This window comes from Labrys sp. LIt4, assembly GCF_017813775.1.
Lineage (GTDB): Bacteria > Pseudomonadota > Alphaproteobacteria > Rhizobiales > Labraceae > Labrys > Labrys okinawensis_A.
The window spans coordinates 1-23,191 of the sequence record NZ_JAGIPY010000027.1 but is presented as its reverse complement, the minus strand read 5'-3'; the positions used below and the strand labels follow the sequence as shown (position 1 = coordinate 23,191).

Sequence of the window (23,191 nt, the reverse complement as noted above, 5' to 3'; positions counted from 1 at the left end):
TTTGCGATTGTGACCAGCTTGCGTGCAATTGCGACGATGACGAGCTTATGGGGTTTTCCGCGTTCCTTTAAACGTTTGGCGAGTGGGCTCAGCACCGCGTTGTGGCACGCGGCAGCGAGCGCAGCCTGAAACAGAACATGTCGTAGCGCCCGCCAGCTCGCGGTAGGCGATGCGCGCGGCATCTTCCATGGGCCGGGAAGAGCCGATGGTCATGATGAAGTCCCGGGTTTCGAGGCGCGGCCACTTGATCGTCCAGTTCTTGATCAGGTCGACCTGCACGGTGGTGACGGTCGGATGCTCGATCGCAACGCCGCAGAGCTCGCCGTCGCCCTGCGCCGCATGGCAGGCGCCGAGATAAAGAAGGGCACCCTTTGTGTTGACCGGCAGGTAGATCACCGCATCCACGCCGACATCGGGCAGATCCATGTTGCCACCGTAATAGTCGGGTTGCAGGGCCGATATCGCTTCAACCTCCGGCGATGTACCAATCGTGCCGATGAAAGGCTCATAGGGCAGGGTGATCTTGGGGCAGGGTGATCTTGTCGTTCCACCTCGGTCGCCGAGAACATCACGCCGATGCGATGCCTTGTTGCCAACATAAGCCCATTCCAAAACAAAAAACGCCCACCGGCTGGTCTGCCGTGGGCGTCCGTGCCACCAACCGCACGTGTGCAGAACGCACTCGTCTGTTGGAAATGTAATCAGATATGACGCATAAATAGGCAGCTCTGCCTTGCGCTCTAAAATTAGGCTCTTCCAGATTTATGTATTTGTCAAGCTGTTAAATGTGGGCCCGAATTCTTTCGGGCTTCGCGACCTCCTCAGGCCGGTTGGTATGCCGTCCTGGGCTGCTGACGGCGTGACCGCGGAAAAGGGTTTCGATGGGTGGGTTGACGCGCTACCGGCGGGATGCCGGCGGTCGAGACGATCAAGCCGGATGGCGACCCGCTGGTTTATGGACACGACACGACCGACAGGGGTCACCGGCATCGAAACCTTCGCTCCCTGAGCGAAGCCCGGGGATGACAAGAGTGCAAGTGCTCCCGAGGACGTGACCCGCTTCTGGTATGACGGGTGGGGCCTGGTGATCAAGGTCGAGAACGGGGCGGCGCTGATCGATCATGGGCGAGACAAGAATTGTGCGATCCTCGCCGAGATGGTGAATGGGCGCTGGGTCGGGTGAGGCTCGATGCGATGGAGCGGCGGATCCCTGGTCCACCGGCGAGATCAATCACCGCGGCCATTGGCCGTCTGCAGAATTTTCTCCTGTTGAGTGCCGTGCTGGGCTGCATACATTCCCGTGGTGCGAAACTCCGACGGGCTGATGGCAAAGGTACGCCGGAACGCCTTGGCGAAGTAGTTCGGATCGACAAAGCCACATGCGCTGGCAATAGCCTTGATGCTGAGCTGAGCGTTGATCAGCAGTCGCGCGGCCCGTTGCATGCGCTCGCGCATGACGAATTCGGATGGGGCCACTCCTTCGATCAGGTGAAAGGTCCGACTAAAATGAGCACGGCTCATTCCTGCAATGTCAGCAAGCACGCACACGTCGAGATCTCGGTCGAGATGCTGACGGATGTGAGCCGTCACACGCTCAATGGCCAGGTTTCGGCCCGTGCCCGGGCTGGGTTCGTGGCGGGCCATGACATCATCGTGCAGCGTCATCGTGGCGTTGTAAGCAAGGCCCGAGGCCCTTCCAGCGGTCAGCTCACTATCGGTGAGGTCCAAAGCCACCCCGGCGAGGGCATCGATCGTCTCCGAGCGCAGACGTAGCACGGGACCGGCTGCCGCGAGGATCGCCCGATGCAGACGCAATGCCTCCTGCCCGCACATGGCAATCCAGAAGAAGGACCAACTGTCGTTTCTTTCCACCCAGTAGCGGTGAGCGTGCGGAATGGCTACCAGCATCGTCTCCCCCGGGCCGATCCTGTAGCGCCTCTTTTCATATTGCAACTGTCCGGCTCCGGCGATGGTGTGCTGCAATATCGAAAAAGGCGTCGTGCCTCGCTTGCGACCATCCCAATCGTAGGCTGGCCCGTCCGCAATTTCATATCCTGTGCTGGTCGGCATCACATGAAGGCGGTCGCGCCGGCGCGGTAGCGAAATCGTATGGCGGAACGGGCTGTTGGCAGTGAGAAGGCTAAGCACAAAATTACCCTAAAGAGCACTATCGTCCTCTGGTCCGCATTACCCGCGCTGCGCATAAATGCGTTCGGTTGAAGATATGCCACTGCTTGGGCAGATCCAATCGGTATATCCAGCCAAGTTTGCTGCCCCGGGCAGGCGGCAAATTGCGTTGCAGGGAGGTTGCAGGCCATGGGTGCCATGAAGATTGCGATTATCGGGGCCGGTAGCGTTGGCTTCACCCGAACGCTGGTGCGCGACATCCTCTGCGTGCCAGAATTGCGGGAAGTCGAATTCTCGCTGACGGACATCAACCAGCACAATCTGGAGATGATCGGACAGATCCTGCGGCGAATGATCGAAACCAACGGTTTTCCGGCCCGCATCACAACCACGGCCAATCGTCGGGAGGCCGTCGCCGGTGCTCGCTATATCATCAACTGCGCGCGGGTCGGCGGCCTCGAAGCCTTCGCCGACGACATTCGCATTCCGCTACAATATGGTGTCGACCAATGCGTCGGTGACACCATCTGCGCCGGAGGCATCATGTACGGCCAGCGCTCCATCGCGGCCATACTCGACTTCTGCAAGGATATCCGAGAGGTGGCCGAGCCCGGCGCACGCCTGCTCAACTACGCCAATCCGATGGCGATGAACACCTGGGCGGCACTCGACCATGGCGGCGTCGACACCATCGGTCTGTGTCACGGCGTGCAGCATGGCTGGCGCCAGATCGCCGAAGTACTGGGTGCGCAGGACCCCAAGGACGTCGACTATATTTGCACCGGCATCAACCATCAGACCTGGTACGTCGACATACGCCACAAGGGCCGGCGCATCGGCAAGCAGGAACTGCTGGAAGCCTATGAGCGCCATCCGGTCTACTCCAAGCAGGAGAGGGTGCGCATCGACGTGCTCAGGCGCTTTGGCCTCTACTCGACCGAGAGTAACGGGCATCTGTCGGAATATCTGCCCTGGTACCGCAAACGGCCGGAGGAGATCGAACGCTGGATCGACCTTTCGGAATGGATCCACGGCGAAACCGGCGGTTATCTGCGAGTATGTACCGAAGGGCGCAACTGGTTCGAGGAAGAGTTTCCCCGCCTCCTGGCCGATGCCGGCAAGCCGATCGATCCGGGCCGGCGAACGAGCGAACATGCCAGCTACATCATCGAGGCTTTGGAAACGGGACGTGTCTACCGCGGGCATTTCAACGTTCGCAATCGCGGCTTGATCACCAATCTGCCCGCGGATGCCATCGTGGAGAGCACCGGCTTCGTCGACCGTTTCGGTCTGAACATGGTGGCAGGCCTGACCCTTCCCGACGCCTGCGCGGCTCCGTGCATTGCATCCATAAACGTGCAGCGCCTGTCGGTGAAGGCAGCCGTGACGGGGGATGTCGACCTGCTCAAGCTCGCCATGTTGCATGACCCCCTGGTCGGTGCCGTCTGCACGCCCGAGGAAGTTTGGCAGATGACCGACGAGATGCTGGTCGCCCAGGCCAAATGGCTTCCTCAGTTTGCCCATGCCATCGAGGATGCCAAGGCTCGCCTCGCCAAGAGCCGCATTCCCAAGCGCGACTGGCAGGGTGCTGCCCGACTGCCCGTTCGCTCTGTCGAGGAGCTTCGGACAGAACGTGCACGCAAGGAGGGGGGGCTCTCGCCCGACCAACAGGTCGTCGCTTGAGCCGCCGCTACTGACTACACTGCAAGACAGCAGCAAGCTGTCGCAACAAGCGGGAGGAAGACATCATGAAAATCCTGAAGATAGGATTGCTGCTCGGCGCCCTGCTTTCGCCGCTGATGCCGGGCTTGGCAAAGGCAGAACCGGTAACCCTCAATTTCTGGACTGCCTGGGATCCGTCCCAGGCAGATGGCAAGGCGGCCATCGCCAAGATCGCCGAGTTCGAGCGCAGCCACCCCAACATCAAGATCAAGACGCAGGTCATCGCCTTTCAGGCCCTGCACGACAAGCTTGTCACGTCGATCGCCAGTAACGACGCACCGGATCTGAGCTGGGGGCTGATCGAGTGGCTTGGTGAGTTCGACCGCATGAAAGCGCTCGCCGACCTGACACCCTATGCCAGTAAATGGAACGACCGCGAGGCGATCTATCCTAATGCCCTCAAGGGGCTCACGATCGATGGCAAGCTGGTCGCCCTGCCGAACTATCTCGGATTGCGCGGGCTGCTCTACCACACCGACATGCTCAAGCAGGCGGGTATCGCCGCCCCGCCCAAGACCTGGGACGAACTGGTCGATGCCAGCCTCAAGATCAAGCAAACCACCGGCAAGCCCGGCTTCGGCATTGCCGGGCGCGGTGTGCGCTCGCCACAGGAACTGATCATGTATCTGGCCCAGAACGATGTCCAGATCGCCAAGCGCCAATCTGACGGCAAGTTCAGGAACGATTGGGCCGATGATCCCGAAGCGATGAAACGGGCCACGCAGGTCTTCGCCCTCTATCGCAGTTTTCGCGACAAGGGAGTGATCGCACCACAAGCATCGGGTTGGGGGTGGGAAGAGGAGGACACCAATTTCGCGCTTGGCCGATATGCCATGGTGATCAACGGACCCTGGATGCGCAACCGCGCCGACCAGAACCCCGAACAGATGAAAGATGTTCGTGTCGCGCCACCACCCGCGAGCCTCAAGAGCGCCACCTTCTTCGAAATCAACCCTCTTTTCATCTACAAGGGTAAACACCCCGACGAGACCTGGGAGTTCGCGTCCTTCATGCTCAGCAAGGACTACCAGACCGCCGTCTTTCCCGATCGATCCCCCCGCACGGATGTACAGGGCGATGCGATCTGGGGCACGCCTTTCACCTCGTTGACGCCAACCGGCGTGTCTTTCCCCCAGATAGCCCTCGGTTCGATCACGCGTGACATGGAGGAAGCGATCGGGCGGGTGCTTCTCAAGAATGAGGAACCGGCGGCGGTCGCCGCCTGGCTTGGCAAGCAAATCAACAAGAGCCTGCGCCAGACCGGGCAGATGTCGGCCCAGAATTGAGGCTTGCACGCTTCGTCTGCCTCAAAGCCTCGGACATGGCCGGCAGTGCGGGAAGGTGCGGGCGCGGTGACTGGCGTGCGCTTGCGATGGGAGTTGGGCAATGGCGAATGCGGATCTCATGGCTATCCGGAACAGGGTCGCCTCGATCCGGCGCGCGACCCCGCGCCACACACATCTGGGCAGGATGGCGGCACTTTTCCTGCTGCCCTCGGCCGCCTTCATCCTGGCGCTCATTGCCTATCCGCTCTGCAATGTGCTCTGGCAGAGTTTCCATTACGGCAATCTCGTCGACCCGGCAACGCGAGGTTACGCTGGCCTCGATAACTTCCGCACGGTTTTGGAGGACGAGGACTTCCTGCCCGCGCTTTGGCACACGCTGAGCTGGACGACGCTCTCGGTCGGCGGCGAATATCTGCTCGGCCTGACCGCAGCGGTGGTCCTCGCGCAGCCGATCAAGGGCAGAGCATTCTTCCGCGGCGTTGTCGTGGTACCCTGGGTCATCCCGATCGCCATCGCCGGCCTGAACTGGATGTGGTTGCTCAATCCCGATTATGGCGTCCTCAATGCATGGATGGTGCGACTGGGTCTCCTCGACAATCCGCACGATTGGCTCGGTCAGATCAATACCGCCCTGCCAACGGTGACCTTCGTCAACATCTGGCGCAGCTTTCCCTTTTACACGATCAGCCTGCTGGCAGCGCTGCAGGCCGTGCCAGCCGATCTGCATGAGGCTGCTGCCATCGACGGCGCCGGCCCGATCCGCCGCTTTTGGGTGATCACCATGCCGCATCTGAAGGCTGTATCCCTCACTCTGATCGTCATTCATATCATCTGGACTGCCATCAACTTCGACTTCATCTGGGTGATGACCGAGGGTGGCCCGCTCAATGCTTCACAGACCCTGCCGGTGATGATCTATAAATATGCCATGCAGGACTATGATGTCGGCGCCGCCTGCGCCCTTGCATCGATGTCGATGGCTTTCATGGCGAGCCTGTTCTTCGTGTATTTCTACGGCAACCGTCGCATGAGATCCTGAGCCATGGTGATATCACGCAGCCAGCGCCTGATTGCCGCCAGCCTTACCTACGGCATACTCGCCCTCCTGTGCCTGTTCTGCCTGTTCCCGTTCGTGTGGATGGTGGATACCGCACTCAAGCCAGCGTCGGAGGTAATGAGTAACGAGCCCTCTTTGCTGATTGCAGCTCCGACATTGGACAATTTCGCCCGCGTCCTGTTCGAGAGCGACTTTCTCACCTACTTCCGAAACAGTCTGATCGTAGCGGTCTGCGCGACGCTGTTGACCCTGATCGTCTCGGTGTTTGCCAGCTACGCCTTGAGCCGCTGGGGACACTATCCGGTGAGCAAGGTCGTGGGCGGTGCCCTGCTGGTTTCGCAAATGATCCCCGGTGTCCTGCTGCTGGTACCGCTTTACGGGCTGATGCAGCATCTGGGGCTGTTAAGCACCTATCGCGCGCTCATCATCGTCTACTGCACCTTCATGATTCCACTCGTCACCTTCATGCTGAAGAGCTTTTTCGATGACGTCCCGCGGGAATTGGAAGAGGCGGCGGAAATCGACGGTTGCTCGCGCCTTGGCTTCATTTGGCGCGTTCTGCTGCCGTTGACGGCGCCCGGGATCCTCGCCACGAGCGTTTTCGCCTTCGTTGCGGCGTGGAACGAATTCATGTTTGGCTATGTGCTGATCAATGACGACGCGCGCCGGACACTGACCCCTGGCATCATGATTTTCCGAGGTTCCCATCAGACCGATTGGGGCCTGCTGATGGCAGCCTCCGTACTGGCCGTGGTCCCTGTCGCTCTCTGTTTCGTCTATCTGCAGCGTTTTCTGGTCGAAGGCCTGGCAGCTGGGGCCGTGAAGGGCTGATCCAAAGGATCGCTCGTCCCGCTCGATAAGCATCGCATGTGCCGCTGTAATCGATGGATCTGGACGGGGACAATCAACTTCAAGGGGACGGATGGCTTGCCGTTGGTACTGCATCTGCGTCTGCTTCCCCCGACCGTGAATGGGGACGATCACCCATGATCGTCCCGCGGGCTCGGTGGAGTTAGATCCGCAGGTCCGTCTGTGCGTCGAAAAGGTGGAGCTGTGCAGGTGAAAAGTTGAGACCGACCATTTCGCCGGCGAAGTGTCCCGCCCGACCATTGACGACCACTGCGAGTTCCGGTGCGGCTGCTGTGGTTAGATGGGTCGCCGCACCCGTGGACTCGACGACGGCGACCGGCACTTTGAGCATAGCACCGTCCGGTGGGGCAATGGCGATATGCTCTGGGCGCAGACCCGCGATCAGCTTGCGACCAGCCTGGACGGCATAGCCGAGGTCCACGGATTGGCGCTGACCGAGGTCGAGCACGAGCGAACGGCCGTCCTCTCCCCCGATCGCTGGAATGAAATTCATGGCGGGCGAACCAATGAAACCCGCCACGAATTTGTTGAGCGGCTTATCGTAGAGATCCAGAGGACGCCCCTGCTGCTCGATGACTCCGGCCCGCATGACGACGACATGGTCGGCCATCGTCATCGCCTCGATCTGGTCGTGGGTGACGTAAACCGAGGTTGCGCCGAGGCGGTCGTGGAGCGCGCGGATTTCCTTTCGCATGTGCACGCGCAGGGCCGCATCGAGATTGGACAGCGGCTCGTCGAACAAGAAGGCCTTCGGGTGGCGGATGATGGCGCGGCTCATCGCGACACGCTGGCGCTGGCCGCCGGAAAGTTCGCGTGGATAGCGCCCCAGCAGGTGCGAGAGGCCGGTAGTCACGGCGACCTCCGCCGCTGCCTTCTTCGCTTGCGCCTTTGGCGTGCCGCGAATACGCAGGCTGTAGGTGAGGTTCTCCTCAACCGTCATATGCGGGTAGAGTGCATAGGATTGGAAGACCATGGCCACGTCGCGCTTGCGCGGCGGTACCCTGGTCATCACCTCGCCGGCGATCTTGAGCGTGCCCGTCGAGATGCTCTCGAGTCCGGCCAGCGAGCGCAGCAGAGTTGACTTCCCACAGCCCGAGGGGCCGATAAGCGCCGTGAAACTCCCCTTGTGGATCGACAGATCTATGTCTTTCAGGGCATGATAGGCACCATAGTGCTTGTTGACGCCGGACAATTCGATCTGAGCGGTCATTTCAACGCTCCCGAAGTAAGACCCGAGACGATCCGGCGCTGCAAGAGGACGAAGACAGCGAGAATTGGGGTTACATAGATGGTCGCATAGGCCATGATGTTGTTCCATTCATTGGTGTTCGGCCCCATGAATGAGTAGAGGCCGACACTCGCCGGTTGAAGCTCTGCTGCCTGGATCATCGACTTCGAATAGACGAACTCGCCGAAGGCCTGCATGAAGATCAGGATGGCGCTGACGAGGATGCCGTTGCGTGCGAGTGGAAGCACGATGTTGAAGAAGGCACCGATGCGACTATTGCCATCCACAAGCGCTGCCTCTTCGAGCTCCTGCGGCACCGTCATGAAGGTTGCGCGTACAAGAACCACGAAGAAGGGCATGCTCTTGGCGGCGATGGCGATCACCACGGCCAGGCGCGGATAGTTCAACAGTCCGAGTTGAGAGAAGCCGACGAATATCGGCGTGATCATGAGCGAGGCGGGCAGCACCTGCAGCATCAGGATCAGGAAGAGACCGATATCCACCCAGAGGTTGCGATAGCGCGCCAATACATAGGCGCAGCCCACGCCAAGAACGGTGATGAGTGCCACGGCGCCGGCGGCAATGACCAGCGAGTTCCACAAATAGCGGCCCATCTGGCGGCTTTGCCAGACATAACCGTAAGTACTCCACTGCGATGACGACGGCCAGAACTTCGGCGGCGTCGCAAACATCTCCGAACCGCTCTTGAGCGCCGTGATGTACATCCAATAGAGCGGGAAAAGGTAGATTCCCGCGAGGATGACGGCGATTGCGAGCATAAGGCGGTTGCTGACACTTCTGCTCATCCGCGCACCTCATGTCGTGTCGAGCGCACATAGACGATCGAGGCGAGCATCACGAAACCGATCATGATGACCGAAATAGCCGCTCCCTTGGCGAAGTCATATTGGCGAAAGGAAAGATCCCAGGCCCAGTATTGGGTGACGTTGGACGAATTATTCGGTCCACCGGACGTTATGGCCGCGAAAAGGTCGAACTGCTGGAGCGTGAAGATCAGGCCCAGCGCAACGATGGCACCGATCGATGAGCGCATCATGGGCAAGGTGATCGTCCAGAAGCGCTGCCAGACATTCGCGCCATCCAATTCAGCAGCCTCGTAGAGATCGCTTGGAATGGCGGATAGGCCGACCGAGAGCAGGATCATGTTGAAAGCTGTTCCCAGCCAGATATTGGCGATCATGACGGCGTAGAGAGAATAATGCGGATCGGAACGCCAGAAGATGTTGCCTGAGATGAGGCCGCCTTCCTTCAGGATGAAGTTGAGAACGCCGAAATCACCCGAAAGGATCCAGTTCCAGATCGCGCCGACGACAAGGCCGGGCATGACCCAGGAGACCAGGAAGAGACCCCGCAGCCAGGAGGCACCGGGAAAGTTGATCCAGAAGAACAGCGCCAGGCCAAAGCCGATCAGGAATTGGCCTGCGATCGAACCGGCAACGAAGATCAGCGTGTTGTAAAGAATAGGCAGCGTTTCCGGCTGTGAGAACAGGGCGCGATAGTTGCGTAAGCCGACGAAGGGCCGGGAGATGGTGCCGAGGCTGAACATGTCAACCTCTTGAAAGCTCATCACGACATTATAGAGGAGTGGCAGGCCTGCCATCAGGAGCAGAAAACACAGAGGAAGAGCGACGAGCACGACGTCGAAGCCGCGACCATCCCTGAGGCTTGAGAAGATCCGTTTCATAGGTCGCCAAATGCTCCAACGTAACCCGTGATCTTGCAGGGAAGGGGCGCGGCCGGCTTTAACGGCCAGAGACCTCCCGACCATCGCGAAAGCTAGCCAAGCACGGCCCGGATCTTGTCGGCAGCTTGGTCGAGCGCTTCCTTCGGACTCATCTGTCCGGTGAGCGCCGCCTGGATGGCATCCTGGATTGCCCTGGAAATCTTTGGCCATTGCGGGTGCGGGCCGCGAGGTCTTGCGTATTTGAGCTGCTCGAGAAAGACCTTGAGGGCGGCATCCTTTAGCGGCTGCCCGGTTTGGGGAATGGCGATGTCGGAACGCGCGGGGAGCTGGCCGAAATTCTTGAACATCTTGTCGTCTTGCGCCACGAAATATTCGAGAGCCTTGAAGGCTTCGGCGGGATGTTTGCTGGTGGAGAAGATCGCCCAGTTGAAGTCGCCCATCGCAGATGAACGCTCGGAATCGATCTTGGGGACCGGCAGCAGAGCCACGCCCCAGTCGAATTTGGCTTCCTGGGACATACGGTCGAGCTCCCAGGGACCCGAGATCGCCATGGCCGCATTGCCGGAATTGAAGGTGCCGGTGGAATCCCACTGTCCGCGCGTCAGCGTGTCGGGCGAAGCGAGCTTCTCGTCGATGATCGTCTTCCAGATTTGAAGCGCCTTGACCGCACCGTCGGCATTGATGTTCTCGTAGCTGCCGCCACCCATCTGGGCCCAGGGCAGGAATTGGAAGGTGCCTTCCTCATTGGCCTTGGCGGAGAAGGCCAAACCATAGACGTTTCGAGCCGGGTCGGTCAGCTTGCGAGCGTCTTCGACGAGTTCGTCCCAGGTCTGCGGCGGCTTGTTCGGATCAAGTCCCTTCGCCTTGAACATATCCTTGTTGTAGTAGAGCGCGATCGTGTTCGTCGCCTTTGGCACGCCATAATACTTGCCCTGCCACTCGACGGATTTCAGGGGGCCTGGGAAATAATTTTCGGGCTTGATGATCTTGGATGCCTTGATCATGTCGGTGAGATCGAGAAAGGCACCGCGTGAGGAGAAAAGCGCGTGCTCCGGATTGTCGACGGCAATAAGGTCCGGGGCTTGGCCGGTTGCATAGGCGCGCATGGCTTCGGTCACCACGTCATCGAACTGAATCAGCCGGTATTCGATCTTGATGCCGTTGTTTTGCTCGTTGAACGCCTTGACAAGATTGGGCGCAGGCTGAATGTCCTTGTCGAGAGACCAGAGGGTGAGCGTAACGTCCTCCGCTCTCGCCGAAAGGCAGAAGAGGGAAGCGCCTGCCAGCGCCATGGCGCCGATCATTGCAAATTTGCGGATGGCCATAGTTTTCCTCCTTTGTGGTTATCCCTCAAGCACCGGCAATTCTTCTTGTTTACCGGCTCGGCGTCTCAGGTCGGCTCGAAGACGAAATCGCCGCCCCGGCATTTCTTGAGATAGTTCAGGGCATGGACCTGGCCGGTCATTTCCAACTCGCCGCGGTAGACCGGATCGTGCCAGCCTTCGATGTCGATGGAACCGGTCCAACCAGCCAGGCGTAGTTCGGAAATGATGTCCGTCCAGTTGGTGTCGCCGAACCCCGGCGTGCGCATGAAGACGAACGGTTCCTTTCCGAAGATGCCGTGCTCGCGAATAACGTCCCAACGGATCGTCGCGTCCTTCCCGTGCACGTGGAAGATCTTGGGCGCCCATTTGCGGATCTGCGGAAGGGGCTCGATGAGATAGACCATCTGGTGGCAGGGCTCCCACTCCAGGCCGATATGCTCATCCGGCGTTTCGTTGAAGATGAGTTCCCAAGCATCGGGATTGTGCGCGATGTTCCAGTCACCGGTCTGCCAGTTGCCGTCCATGGCGCAGTTTTCAAAAGCGATCTTCACCCCCTTGTCGGCGGCGCGCTTGGCAAGTTCGCTCCATACCTCCTTGTAGCGGGGGAGGCTGTCGACAAGGGGCCTGCCCCGCAGGCGGCCGGTAAAGCCGGCAACGCAAGTGGCGCCGAAGTGATGAGCATTGTCGATGCAGTCCTGCCAGCCCTGCAGCGTCTGCTGGTCGAGGTCGCTCCCCTCGAGCGGATTGCCGAACATGCCGAGCGTGGAAATGGTGATGTCCCGCTCTCCGATGGCTTCTCTGCAGCGCCTGCCGAGCTCGGCGAGATCCTGGCCATTGGTCGTCTGCCAGAAGAAAGGTTCGAAGCTTTCAAAGCCCATATCGGCGATTTGACCGATGCGCCTGGCCGCGCTGCCGTCCGAGGCGCGCACCATGGTGCCGATACGGATGGATCTTGCCGGGTTGGTCATGAAAATATCCTATGCTGCAATGGTGACGCGCTTGCCGTGGCGGGCGCTGTCGATCGCACCGAAAACCATGGCAAGGCTCTTGATGTTGTCGCTGCCATCCGTTTCCGGCCGGTCGCCGGTGCGGATCGCAGCGAGGAAACGCCCGATCACGCTGGCGTGGCCGTGGATGTCGGCCTCGTTTGCCGGCATCGGGACACCGATCGGCGTAACCTCGCGAAAGAAACCGTCCGTTCCCGTGACGATGTTCGCCTCGAATCTGTCGAATCCGTCCCAAAGGAGCGTGCCGATGGTACCGGTGATGCGCCAGGCGCTCTCCCAGCTCGTGGGACTACCTTCGGCGCACCACGATCCTCGATAGGTGAAGACGACATCGTCGGAGAGTTCGAAGATGGCGTTGGCTGCCGCCCCGTGCCGGTACCAGGAACCGGGCGGATTGTGCTCCTGACAATAGACGGCGAGCGGATCCTTGCCTGAGATGAAGCGTGCGGCATCGAAGGTATGGATCGCCATGTCGAGCAGCAGGACATGGTCCATCTGTTCCCTGAAGCCGCCGAAATGGGGGCCGAGGAAGAAGTCACAATGCAGGCCGGTGAGGCGACCGAGTGCGCCGTCCTCGATCATGCGGCGAATGCGGCGTATGCCCGCGATGTAGCGACGGTTCTGCACGACCGCATGCAATTTTCCGGCAATCTCGGCAAGCCCGAGCAGCTCCCGCGCTTCGGCCAGGGAGACTGCCATCGGTTTTTCGCTGAGGACGTGGCATCCATGGGCCAGGCCGGTCGCGACAACGGTTCGGCGCGCTTCGGGAACCACGATGTCGAACAGGATATCCGGCTTCGCCTCCGACAGCACGGCGTCGAGATCCGTGCCGATCGCAACGCCGCCGAGATCGAACTCACGAGAGAGCGTCTCAGCGACGGTGCGGTCAAGATCGACCAGGCCGACGACCGTCAGACAATCCTTGAGAGCTGGCGTGTCTGCGACTGCCTTGAGCCAGCCTTTGGCCATAGCTCCGCACCCGCACAAAACGACCTTGTACGTCACGACTTTCCTCCCCGAACGGCGGCCAGAAACTCCTCGACTGGCGTCCGTAAACGTTTACGATCCTATGGGTGGAAGCTATTTTATGTCAATAGGCGCTTATGCGGGCAGTCGACGCAGTCGGGGGAGACGAGGAAACATGAAAGGCATTCGCCAACTTGCCGAGCATCTCGACATTTCCATCGGCACCGTCTCGCGCGCCCTCAATGGCAAGCCCGATGTCAACGAGGAAACTCGCAAACGTGTGCTGGAGGCCGCGAAATCCCTTGGCTATGTCGCCAACCAATCGGGCCGGGCACTCCGTAAAGGCTCTACCGGCATCATCGGCTTCATGATGCAGACCGGGCCCGAAATCACGGGCCATGGCGATACCTTCTTCATGAGCGTCTTCGATGGTGTGCAAGCGGTGTTCGCCCGGCATAAGCTCGACCTGGTCGCTCTGTTGTGTTCTTCCGAAGAAGACCCGCTTGATTATTTAAAGCGCGTTGTTGCGCGCGGTTTCGCCGATGGCATCATCTTGTCGTCTACCCGACGCCACGATCCACGGCTGGAACTACTTGCCAGGCGCAAGATACCGTTCATCACGTTGGGGCGCAGTCTGACGGATGTCGGCCAGCCATGGATCGATCTCGATTTCGAGGGCATAGCGCAGGCCTCGATCGAGCGCCTGGTGGAGCGCGGTCATCGACACATTGCTGTCACGCGGCCTCATGACGACACGAATCTTGGTTATATCTTTGTCGATCGGTGCCGCGACGTGCTCGCCAGGCACGGTTTGACGCTCGCCAACGAGCATATATTCCGTTCCCTGCCAAATGAGAGGGGTGGCTATCAGATCGCTCGTGAACTGCTTGCCTGCAAAGAACGCCCCACGGCGATCCTGCTGGTCAACGAGATGCTCGCGACAGGACTTTATCGCGGGTTGAGTGAGGCTGGCATGGTGCCTGGTCGTGATATTGCAGTCATCGGTCGGCAGAGCCCACACTCACATTTCCTTTCGCCGCGGCTGACCGCCTATGGCCTTAAGCATCGCGACCTCGGCGTCGCCCTCGCCGAGACCTTGCTCGCCACAATGCCGGGCTATGCGGCCGCCTATGCCCAGCGTCCAGCACGCGTGCTTTGGCCCATGACGCTTGAGCCAGGAGAAAGTGATGGTAACGGGCCGGCGGATCGCAGGAATTAGACATCAAGAGCATCAAGTAAAACCCGCAGCTGCCCGCGATGATGCGAAAAACGTTGTCCGGTCGAGGTGCTGTCCGCCTGTGGCGTGCCAACGGCCTAGGGCTAGGCCGCACGCCTTCCCAGCCGACGTTCAATCGCTGCGGGGTTTTTCGTGTTCGTCGCAAGCGTCGGGATTCCCGCCAGATCCCCGCGTATGTCGATGTGGAGTTCATCGTTCTCGGGCGTCAAGACGATGGCTTTCACCAGAGAGCGCATGATGTCGCCGGCATTCAGGCGCTTCGTCTCCGTTTCCTCCCGCAATGCCGTGTAAAGCCCTTCGACCTTGGGGGCGATAATGCTCGGCCATATTGGGACAGAGTAGGGGAGGCGGCTCTTCGGCGTCCGCGAGGAAGCGGGTCAATTCGTTCTTGCGGCATTCGGCTAACCGCGGGTTTGAGGTGATGAAGCGAGGAGCGAAGCAATGGCGGTGCGTCTCCTTGCGAGATCAAAGGCCGGGCCCTTGGATGAAGAGCCCGGCCGGTTGAATCACGCCACACGCTTCAACTGGACGGCCGGGAAATCGACCGGAACGTTCAGCGCGACGTTGACGTAGTTGGTGAAGAGATTGAGCGCGACATGGGCGATGATCTCGACCACCCCTTCGTCGTCGAAGCCGGCCGCCTTGAGTGCGGCGATGTCGGTATCGCTGACCGCAGCACGGTCCCGGACGATCTTCAACGCGAAGGTGAGAGCCGCCTGGGTGCGCGGATCGGAGGACTTGCCCACCTGCGCAGCCGCAATCTCGTCGACCGAGGCGCCCGCCTTGCGGCCGAGAGCGGTATGGGCCGCGAGGCAATATTCGCACTGATTAACGTTGGCGATCGCGACGGCGATCTCCTCGCCGAGCCGCGAGCCGAGCTTGCCGCCCGAGAGGGCGCCGAACGAACCCCACATGCTGTTCAGCGCAGCGGACGAATTGGCGACGGCCTTGAACATGTTGGGAATGACGCCGAAGGCGCCGTTGATCTTGTCCAACGTCGGCTTGACCGCTGCTGAAGACGAGGCTGGATCAACCAGATTAACGTGTGTCATAATAAATTTCCTTCTCTTATGCTTGGAGGGGGTTATCCAGCGGTCCGGCGATGGCAGTCGTCGGGCCGCTTTCTGTTCCGGCTTACTTGGCGGGAACGACTTTGCCCGGCAGCGAGAGATCGCCGGATGCTATTTTGAAGACGTCCGCCACGCACAGCAGCGGGGCGTGAAGATTGCCGTTGACCTTCAGACCGGCAGTGACCCCGTCGAAGGAAGCGCCGCTGATCCCGCTGATGAGCGAAAGCGGGATCTCGACATCGACCGTATCGCCCTTGAAGGTGGTGGGATATTCCGGACTGTCGATGAGCAGCGGCACATTCGGCCACGTCGGTGGGACCTTGGGCTTGGAGCCCTCGGGGATGTCGACCACCTTCAGGCCGGCGCCGCACGCCTTGTCCTTAGCCAGCACGACCCAATGGGGATGCCAGATGTGCCGGTTTTTGCCGCCATAGGCGGCATCGTCGAAATCGGGATGGAACGTCACGGCGAGGGCCACGATGCCCTGAGCCTTGTCGAACCCTATGTCGCCGCTATCGAGGCTGGTCGGCCAGACATAGGCATAAACTTGGGAACCTTCGAACTTGCCCGTGGCGTCGGGCTTGTCCTTACCGGCTTCACCCCGCACGCGGGTCGTGAACACGGCCGTGTCCCCTTTGGTCACAATCGTGGTCTCGACGATATCGAACGACGCCAGAGTGCCGTTAGCGGGCTCGGCTTTGATGGAGTGGGCTGAGGCAACTGCCGAAAGGCAACAATACGCAATTGCCGCGAGACTGGCGCCTCGCAGATTGGTGACGTTCACGATGATATCTCCTTCTCAGGTTGACGGTTGGGCTTGGAGGGGCGGCGATCCGCTGATGAATGTCGCCCAGGTGGCAGCCTGAACGGCGGGGTCCGCCTCTTCGTGCTCGCCGCAATCGAGGCGGAGGTCACGGCCTCCGATCGCGGCGTTCACAAAGGCACAATGATGCGATGAGGCCTTGCCCGGATGGGCATGCGGCCGAAAGTGGCGACAGGATACGCACATCCTCTGGACGGGGATGGCGCCTGCCAGCTGGAGCTGCCGGATCAATGTTATCTGTGTAAGCAGCAGATTTGCCTGAGCCTCGGGAGATAGCGTGCCAAGCGCACCGGCCACCCGGTGCGAAGCGCGAGCGATGGAGGTGCCGAGGCTGAGTCCTTCGGGGCTGGTGCGAATTATTACGGCGCGAGCGTCTCGCGGGTCTGGGTCTCGAAACAGAAGCCCCTTGCGAACAAGAGCGCTCAGCGTATCCGCCGTGCTTGCTGGGGATACGCCGATGTGCGAGGCGATCTCCTTCGGGCGAAGCCCGGCCGGCCGTGTCGCTAACAAACTCAACACTTGTGCTTGGCTCGGGTTCAAACCAGCTTCCGTCGCAGCTACCCACATCTCCGTGCGAAGAACGAGGGCAATCCTCTCAAAGCCTTCGCGAAGGCGAACGACGATCGGGTCTGAGTCCGAAGCATGATCCATGCCTCAACTATTTAGGACTCCTAATTATTCGTCAAGTGAAATCGACGAGCAACAGCCAGGTTGCGACGATCGGAACCAGGCCACCTCCTATCGCGCCCGAAACCTGGACGGCGAGCGAGATGCCGCTATAGCGCACAGCCGGTGGAAACTGGCTGGAGAACCGCGACCCCTCCGGTCCGTAGAGCAGGCGTAGACCCCCCAAGGGGGGCGACAGCGGAGCGCCTTTGCTTCGCGAAAGCCGAATTGAGTTCGGGCGAGCGCGAGGGCAGCAGGATCGGCGTGATGTTCTTCGGCCAGGCGAGATTGGCGGTGGTTTGCCATCCGGCGCGGTCCAGCAGCAAGACGGCGTGGGCGCCTCTGGCGACGTTGAGGGCGATCTCGTCGATATGACGCTGCATGGTGTCGGTATTGGCGAAGGGCAACGCCAGTGCGGCCCCTGCTCCGCGCGGGGCAGATGGTGCCGAACAGGGAGGCGCTCGCACAGCGCTGATCGGCGCCTCCACTCTCGGGATGGAAGAGTTTCGTATAAGTGATCCACAGCCGTTCCCATCATCTTCCGCGTAATTCATAATTTCTTTGAATTGCAAGCTTCGTCCGTAGATGGAGCATCACAACTTTTGGCTGCATATAACGGATATATCACGCAAAACGCGTGAATGAATGCTCAACCGGGCCGAGGAGGCGGTGGAGCAGGCAGCCGGAAATGGCCAATACTCAGATAGAAAGCCCGGCTGGGAGGTCAATCTCAACCGAGCTTTCATTATCAATGCGGGGTCTCGCAAACCACGCTCAAGAAGCATAGTAACTTGACAAATGATATGTCAATATAAATCGTATATAATCATTCAAGTGGCATTCGTGCAGGCCTGAATACAAAAAGATACAAAGTGATTTCATGAAATTGGGACATTTTGGAATTTAATCGCCCTATTTATACCGCTAAAGATATCACTTTATCAGTTTTATGAAGTTTTTATTTAATCAAATTAAAGGAGAGGAGTAGAGAGAGGTAATATGAGGAACGTATCGGCGGTTATTGAGGTGGATTGGGATAGATTTTGTGAGGACCTAAAAGAGTCCAGAGCCAAAATGAATATATCTGTGCGGGAGATGGCGAAAATAGCCGGAGTGAACTTCAATATTATTTCTAGATTAGAGCACAAGAAGATACACTGCGGAACAGAAGCATTCTTTCGCCTGTCTCTTTTGATAGGAAAACCTCCTATGGAATATATAGTTGAAGATAAAAAATAGAGATTTGTATATTATAAATCTATTTAGGAAATATATTGTTTATTCTTTGTATATAAAAAGATACTTTTTCCTAAATTATGTATAAATAATACTTATTTCCTATATTTTTGTGTATAAAAAAGATACATAAATGGCAAATATGTGGCTGTTTTATCACACTTTGTTTTGAAGTTGGTGATTTGTGGCTTTTCTGGCCAAGTAGGTGTTACGGAATACGTTCGAGTCGGCGCATTTAGATTGTGGCTCTCGCGTATAACGAGTGGGCGGTGCGGCACTCACGTGTGGTTGGGGGTGTTGCGTGTCAATTGCGGGAACGGAGCAACGTTCCTTTCTGTAGAACAAAGTCTTGGAGGTTATCTCATGACCGTGAAGTCCCTACTCCTAGGTGCCGCCGCAGGCGTTGCTGTTATAGGCGCCGCGCAGGCAGCTGACCTGCCCATGACTAAGGGCGAAGCCGTGGAATACGTTAAGGTCTGCTCTGCCTTTGGTACCGGCTTCTTTTACATCCCCGGCAGCGACACCTGCCTCAAGATCGGCGGCGATGTCCGGGCGGATTACCACGTCTTCGGTGGCTCCGGCTTTTCACGCAATGATGATCGCTCGGCCTTCAACGCTCAGGCCCGCATCTGGTTCGATGCCCGCACGGACACTGATTGGGGTCTGCTGCGTTCCTACTTCCAGATCAACGCCGACTCGCATCCGATCAGCGTCCAGGGCCGCGGCGGCGTGTATAATGACAACACCTTCTCGATCGACAAGGCTTTCATTCAATTCGGCGGTCTGACGGCTGGTTACGCTCACTCGTTCTTCGGCTTCTATGACGCCGACTGGGGCAGCACCATCTGGGCGCCTTATTACGCCGAGGGAAGCACCGTCAACCTGATCGCCTACACCGCCCAGTTTGGCGGCGGCTTCAGCGCTACGTTGTCGGTCGAAGACGGCCGCGACCATCGGTATGGCAACTTCGGACGGAATTATATCCCTGCCCTGGCCGGTTCTACCGTGTCGTTCTCATCGCTTCAGGGAGGGCAGCAGATTCCCGACGTCGTCGGCCAATTGCGCCTCGACCAAAGCTGGGGTGCGATTGCCGTTTCGGCTGCCGTTCACCAGTCGCGTTCGGCTGAAGAGCTTCAAGTCTCGAATAATGGTATTCCCCAGGGTGATCCCGTTGCTCTTCCACACAAGCAGAAGTGGGGCTATGCCGCGGGCGCGAGCTTGCTGTTGAACATCCCCGCGATTGAGAAGGGCCACTTCGTGGTCGAAGGGCAGTATGCCAATGGAGCGCTGCATTACCTTGGTGCAACCAACGACACCTTGAGCCTCGGCGTTCCCGGTGACCTCTACCTCGCCAGCACCGATACCCTTCGCTACAAGACGGCTAAGGGGTGGTCCATTGTCGCCGAACTTGGTGGCAATATCACGCCTGTCCTTAATGCCAACCTGGTTGGCAGCTACATCGACACCAAGGCCAAGGACTTCCTCGACCCAACGTTGGATCCCTCCTTCAAGGCCTTCACGATCGCGGGCAACCTGACCTATACGATTGTAAAGGACCTGACCATCAGCGCTGAAGTTGCCTATACTCGCAACAAGTTCGGCAACGTCCTCGATACGGTCGGAACCGGTGAAGAAGCAACGACTGTCATCAAGGATGTGAAGCAGAACATCTGGCAGGGCGGCATCCGTTTGAAGCGAGTCTTCTAATTTAGACCGATGAAGGAGAGGGCGTGAAAGCGGAAAACCCTCGCCTTATTCATGATAAAGAACCCCGTCGAACAATCGGCGGGGTTTTCATTTTCATGCCCCCGAAATAAATCGTCCCTTCTAACAAAAGATTGTTATTCACGCGTTCTCCCAACCATCTTGGCCTCGTCGGGAGTAAGAAACTCAAATCTGGTGGCAGTGGCCAGAATCGGTCCTTCATCTCCGCACTCGTGAAGACACGCATACCAAAGTGCCGTTGACCTGCGGTCCTACTTAGCCGGCGTCGCCCGCCTCGTCCCACACGACTCCCGAGACAGGATCGCCGCTTTGGGCCGACTCCTTCCCAGTCGCTTATGGCTGTGGTGTGTGAACAGTGATCTGTCAGGTCAAGACAAGCTGCAGTGTGCGAGACCTTTAGATACGAAGTTGCATAGCTCAATAGATCTCGTCATATCGCGATCGCCAATAAAATGAAGGTTTCGGCGCTGAACGAGATATGAGGATTCTAAACGTGCCAGAGTGCTGAAGGCCACTCAGGTCAAGGCGCAGAACTCCCTATGGTCAAACCCTGAGCAGTACAGGCCCGCCGTAGATCGTCGCCAGAATGTTTGCAATTAATCTTATCGATTTGGTCAGCGGCCGAGCGGACGTCGATTTCTTTTTGAAGTTCGTCATTCACCGCATTGCACGAACCAACCCAACAATGTTCAGCCAATATCTCAGACAGAGTCCTGTAAACAAAGTTATACAGAACGATGCTACCAAGCTTTTTCAGATGTGATAGCGTATATATGGGTACGTGAAGATTTTTTCTTCACATACTCAAGTCCTAGAAATCCCCATCTAGGCCTGGACTGAAGGAACAGTATATATTGAATATAAGTTAGTCAACATGAATATAAGTATACATTTATACACAAGATCCGATTTACATTACCTATCGTCAGGGGGCGTGTCAGAGGTGGCGATAGCGCAATGATGAGCTCTGGCCGCCATGATGATTGCCTGCCGTAGGATATCTGGTGCCGCAATCTGTTGAAGCCGTCGGATTTCCGTTTTGGCTTTCGTGTTGTCGATGTCTCTCAGGCTTTGGTCCAAACATTGTCTCGATGGCACATCGTCAACAATGATAGTCCCATATCTATGGACAAGCTCATGTGCTGCTTTGCGGTAATGATCAAGACGGGCTCGCTGCAGACGCAGGCGAAGGCCTGTAATCTCGCGCCAGTTTCGTAGATCTCGTCGAAACCGTTCTTCAAACTTTAGGCGCCTATCATCTTGCCAGCCATTTTTAGGCCAAGCCTGTATAAGTCTTTGAAGCCACCGAGACGAGACAGGCGCGTCCCCGATCTGCGCCCAGAGCGATTGAAGATGTTCCGGGGCGTTGTCCCATTCGAGATTTGCGAGTGCAGTTCGTAAGTCTGATCGGGCGCCGCATTGTGCGACAATAAGTTCGCCAACATAATCGAAGCGAGTAAGTTCTCGCCTTGGCAACGTGATCCATTCGCTGTCCCCGGTGGAACTGGTAACCTGTGCGACTCGTAAGCAATCGCCGAAATAGTGAGGCTTGAAAGTGACGGTTGCGGTTGCACCTGGAGAAGTGACGAGTACTGGTTCGGGGTCACAGTAGCAGGTGAATGTCGCTTTCCACTCAGTTCTAGGCCCCACCTTCTTGCGAGTCACGGTAACATATTTAATGGTGCAATTGTCAGGGATAGGCCTGTGCATTTGCATGGGCCAAGTTACCAGTCGCGGCTGACGCCTCCTTGAGTATACGCAAAGTGTCAATTGTGTGCGTTGCAATCGTCGCCGTTCGCCCTTGCTTTTATGTGTAAAAGCATTCGGGGGGAGGGGAGTTAACGAGAATTCACCCTTTCCTTCAAATATTTCGTCGAGGCTCAGGTCTCTGCGGTTTCGATTGACGATTTGAATATTGTCCGCGTCCAGCGATCGGAATCGCAATTCTGTCCCGCCTTTCATAGCGCGTTGACGGTTATCCAGATATCTCAAGTAGGCGACCTCAGCCGTTTGCCACCATACTCCGCTGTCCTTTCGGATTAACCTCACTGCTTCTTTTCGATTTATTTCATTAATTTCTATATTATTTTTGTTATTCTTTTTTGCGAGAATGCGCATTGATTTAACTTCTCTCGATAGAATATTTATTCTCTTCCCCACTCCTTGAATTTGCTCTTTTGCGACAACCACGGTGTGGATATCGTGCGTTGATTTTGTTTCTGTTTCTAATTTTTTCCTAAATTTTATGAGAGTATCAATTTGGTTCTGTGCAGCTAATATTTTAGGATTTTCGTTTATTAAAGAACGATACGTTTCAATATATTTGTGTTCGATCTCTACGAGCCTATTCCAGAACTGATTGGCTCTGCGCATTTCTTCATTGCAGTCATCCCCCCAGTCCAGAGGAGAGAGCAGTCCATACTGGCGTATAACGATTTGTCTCTGATTAGATACGTAGGCAGCGTGAGGCAAAATTGTAGATCTCAAGAGGTCCAAGGCGGTAGGCCTTAGAAAGGCTAAGAGAAATGTGTAGAATTTTCCAGCAAAATATCATGGGCGCATCATTATTGGCAGTGATGTATAATAAAGGATACTTATCTGAAAATGTCACATTCTCATAAACAAGCTTCCCTGAGAGGTGGCGCTGTGATTCATTGATCTTAATCTTGGAGGTTGAGATGGCGCGGTTTGGCTTGGCGAATTTCGAGTGGTCGGTGATCGAGCCGCTTCTGCCGACAAAAGTACGTGGGGTGCACGCGTGGATGATCGACGCGTTCTGAACGGCATCTTCTGGCGCCTACGCACCGGAGTCCCTTTGGGCGGACATCACCTCGCGCTATCGGCCCCTGCGTCAACCGCTCCAATCGGTGCCGCAAGGCCGGCTCTGCCGCCAGTGCAACGCCGTCGAGCGCTTCTTCAATAAACTCAAACACGTCAGGGCCGTCGCCACACGCTACGACAAGCGTGACGACAACTTCCTCGCCTCTGTCCAGCTCGCTTCAATCCGCATTTGCGTGAGAAGTTATGGGTCGGTCACCCAGAGCGTTTTTCGACCTTTATGGATCCTAGAGCATTATGAAATTAGGTTCGATCATATCCTGCGTTAGCGAAGAAATTCGCGCATTCGCAGGGTTTGGTCTG

At 57.7% G+C, this 23,191-nt stretch carries 18 protein-coding genes and 4 pseudogenes; 9 read left to right on the top strand and 13 right to left on the bottom strand.

Annotation, left to right across the window (positions count from 1 at the left end):
* Positions 1 to 153: 153 nt before the first annotated feature.
* Positions 154 to 525, bottom strand: a pseudogene (locus tag J8I29_RS28640) (acetamidase/formamidase family protein); the annotation flags it as partial.
* Positions 526 to 1,051: 526 nt separating this feature from the next.
* On the opposite strand from J8I29_RS28640, the gene J8I29_RS30345 reads away from it, so the two are divergent.
* On the top strand, positions 1,052 to 1,183 hold the full coding sequence (locus tag J8I29_RS30345) for a hypothetical protein (protein ID WP_280871355.1): 132 nt from the start codon (positions 1,052 to 1,054) through the stop codon (positions 1,181 to 1,183).
* A gap of 44 nt (positions 1,184 to 1,227) precedes the next feature.
* Here the strand turns inward: J8I29_RS30345 and J8I29_RS28635 are convergent, their stop codons facing one another.
* Positions 1,228 to 2,148, bottom strand: coding sequence for an AraC family transcriptional regulator (locus J8I29_RS28635; RefSeq protein ID WP_348536197.1), 921 nt, complete (start codon positions 2,146 to 2,148; stop codon positions 1,228 to 1,230).
* A 168-nt stretch (positions 2,149 to 2,316) separates the two neighbouring features.
* On the opposite strand from J8I29_RS28635, the gene J8I29_RS28630 reads away from it, so the two are divergent.
* From J8I29_RS28630 to J8I29_RS28615, 4 genes are all read left to right on the top strand, one after another.
* Positions 2,317 to 3,810: an alpha-glucosidase/alpha-galactosidase gene (locus tag J8I29_RS28630; RefSeq protein ID WP_209434267.1), complete on the top strand. Its 1,494-nt coding sequence runs from the start codon at positions 2,317 to 2,319 to the stop codon at positions 3,808 to 3,810.
* 65 nt (positions 3,811 to 3,875) lie between these two features.
* On the top strand, positions 3,876 to 5,135 hold the full coding sequence (locus J8I29_RS28625; RefSeq protein WP_209434266.1) for a sugar ABC transporter substrate-binding protein: 1,260 nt from the start codon (positions 3,876 to 3,878) through the stop codon (positions 5,133 to 5,135).
* A 118-nt stretch (positions 5,136 to 5,253) separates the two neighbouring features.
* Positions 5,254 to 6,174 (top strand): sugar ABC transporter permease, encoded by a 921-nt coding sequence (locus J8I29_RS28620; RefSeq protein ID WP_105864880.1) that lies wholly within the window; start codon positions 5,254 to 5,256, stop codon positions 6,172 to 6,174.
* A gap of 3 nt (positions 6,175 to 6,177) precedes the next feature.
* On the top strand, positions 6,178 to 7,023 hold the full coding sequence (locus J8I29_RS28615) for a carbohydrate ABC transporter permease (protein ID WP_209434265.1): 846 nt from the start codon (positions 6,178 to 6,180) through the stop codon (positions 7,021 to 7,023).
* A gap of 181 nt (positions 7,024 to 7,204) precedes the next feature.
* Here the strand turns inward: J8I29_RS28615 and ugpC are convergent, their stop codons facing one another.
* From ugpC to J8I29_RS28585, 6 genes are all read right to left on the bottom strand, one after another.
* On the bottom strand, positions 7,205 to 8,272 hold the full coding sequence (ugpC, locus tag J8I29_RS28610) for a sn-glycerol-3-phosphate ABC transporter ATP-binding protein UgpC (RefSeq protein WP_209434264.1): 1,068 nt from the start codon (positions 8,270 to 8,272) through the stop codon (positions 7,205 to 7,207).
* Positions 8,269 to 9,096: a carbohydrate ABC transporter permease gene (locus J8I29_RS28605; protein WP_209434263.1), complete on the bottom strand. Its 828-nt coding sequence runs from the start codon at positions 9,094 to 9,096 to the stop codon at positions 8,269 to 8,271. The genes ugpC and J8I29_RS28605 overlap by 4 nt, the downstream gene beginning before the upstream one ends.
* Entirely contained in the window at positions 9,093 to 9,995 is a 903-nt protein-coding gene (locus J8I29_RS28600; RefSeq protein ID WP_209434262.1) for a sugar ABC transporter permease, read from the bottom strand. Before J8I29_RS28600 ends, J8I29_RS28605 begins: the two co-directional genes overlap by 4 nt.
* Before the next feature lie 92 nt (positions 9,996 to 10,087).
* On the bottom strand, positions 10,088 to 11,320 hold the full coding sequence (locus J8I29_RS28595) for a sugar ABC transporter substrate-binding protein (RefSeq protein WP_209434261.1): 1,233 nt from the start codon (positions 11,318 to 11,320) through the stop codon (positions 10,088 to 10,090).
* 65 nt (positions 11,321 to 11,385) lie between these two features.
* Complete coding sequence (locus J8I29_RS28590; protein ID WP_209434260.1) at positions 11,386 to 12,288, bottom strand: sugar phosphate isomerase/epimerase; 903 nt, start codon at positions 12,286 to 12,288, stop codon at positions 11,386 to 11,388.
* Between the two features lie 9 nt (positions 12,289 to 12,297).
* On the bottom strand, positions 12,298 to 13,332 hold the full coding sequence (locus J8I29_RS28585) for a Gfo/Idh/MocA family oxidoreductase (protein WP_209434259.1): 1,035 nt from the start codon (positions 13,330 to 13,332) through the stop codon (positions 12,298 to 12,300).
* A 136-nt stretch (positions 13,333 to 13,468) separates the two neighbouring features.
* Between J8I29_RS28585 and J8I29_RS28580 the strand changes: the two genes are divergently transcribed.
* Positions 13,469 to 14,512: a LacI family DNA-binding transcriptional regulator gene (locus tag J8I29_RS28580; protein ID WP_209434258.1), complete on the top strand. Its 1,044-nt coding sequence runs from the start codon at positions 13,469 to 13,471 to the stop codon at positions 14,510 to 14,512.
* Positions 14,513 to 15,036: 524 nt separating this feature from the next.
* Here J8I29_RS28580 and J8I29_RS28575 read toward each other — a convergent pair.
* The 4 genes and pseudogenes from J8I29_RS28575 to J8I29_RS30190 form a co-directional block, all read right to left on the bottom strand.
* Complete coding sequence (locus J8I29_RS28575) at positions 15,037 to 15,582, bottom strand: peroxidase-related enzyme (RefSeq protein ID WP_209434257.1); 546 nt, start codon at positions 15,580 to 15,582, stop codon at positions 15,037 to 15,039.
* A gap of 82 nt (positions 15,583 to 15,664) precedes the next feature.
* Entirely contained in the window at positions 15,665 to 16,222 is a 558-nt protein-coding gene (locus tag J8I29_RS28570) for a hypothetical protein (RefSeq protein ID WP_245197466.1), read from the bottom strand.
* Positions 16,223 to 16,399: 177 nt separating this feature from the next.
* Entirely contained in the window at positions 16,400 to 16,990 is a 591-nt protein-coding gene (locus J8I29_RS28565) for a MarR family transcriptional regulator (protein ID WP_245197469.1), read from the bottom strand.
* A gap of 326 nt (positions 16,991 to 17,316) precedes the next feature.
* Positions 17,317 to 17,569: pseudogene (locus J8I29_RS30190) on the bottom strand (IS630 family transposase); the annotation flags it as partial.
* A gap of 1,119 nt (positions 17,570 to 18,688) precedes the next feature.
* On the opposite strand from J8I29_RS30190, the gene J8I29_RS28555 reads away from it, so the two are divergent.
* Entirely contained in the window at positions 18,689 to 20,032 is a 1,344-nt protein-coding gene (locus tag J8I29_RS28555) for a porin (RefSeq protein ID WP_209434253.1), read from the top strand.
* A 933-nt stretch (positions 20,033 to 20,965) separates the two neighbouring features.
* Here J8I29_RS28555 and J8I29_RS28550 read toward each other — a convergent pair.
* On the bottom strand, positions 20,966 to 22,423 hold the full coding sequence (locus J8I29_RS28550) for a hypothetical protein (RefSeq protein WP_209434252.1): 1,458 nt from the start codon (positions 22,421 to 22,423) through the stop codon (positions 20,966 to 20,968).
* A gap of 305 nt (positions 22,424 to 22,728) precedes the next feature.
* Between J8I29_RS28550 and J8I29_RS30185 the strand changes: the two are divergent.
* Both J8I29_RS30185 and J8I29_RS30180 read left to right on the top strand, forming a co-directional pair.
* A pseudogene (locus tag J8I29_RS30185) lies at positions 22,729 to 22,865 on the top strand (transposase); the annotation flags it as partial.
* Between the two features lie 67 nt (positions 22,866 to 22,932).
* Positions 22,933 to 23,052 (top strand): annotated as a pseudogene (locus J8I29_RS30180) (IS5/IS1182 family transposase); the annotation flags it as partial.
* Positions 23,053 to 23,191: the final 139 nt, after the last annotated feature.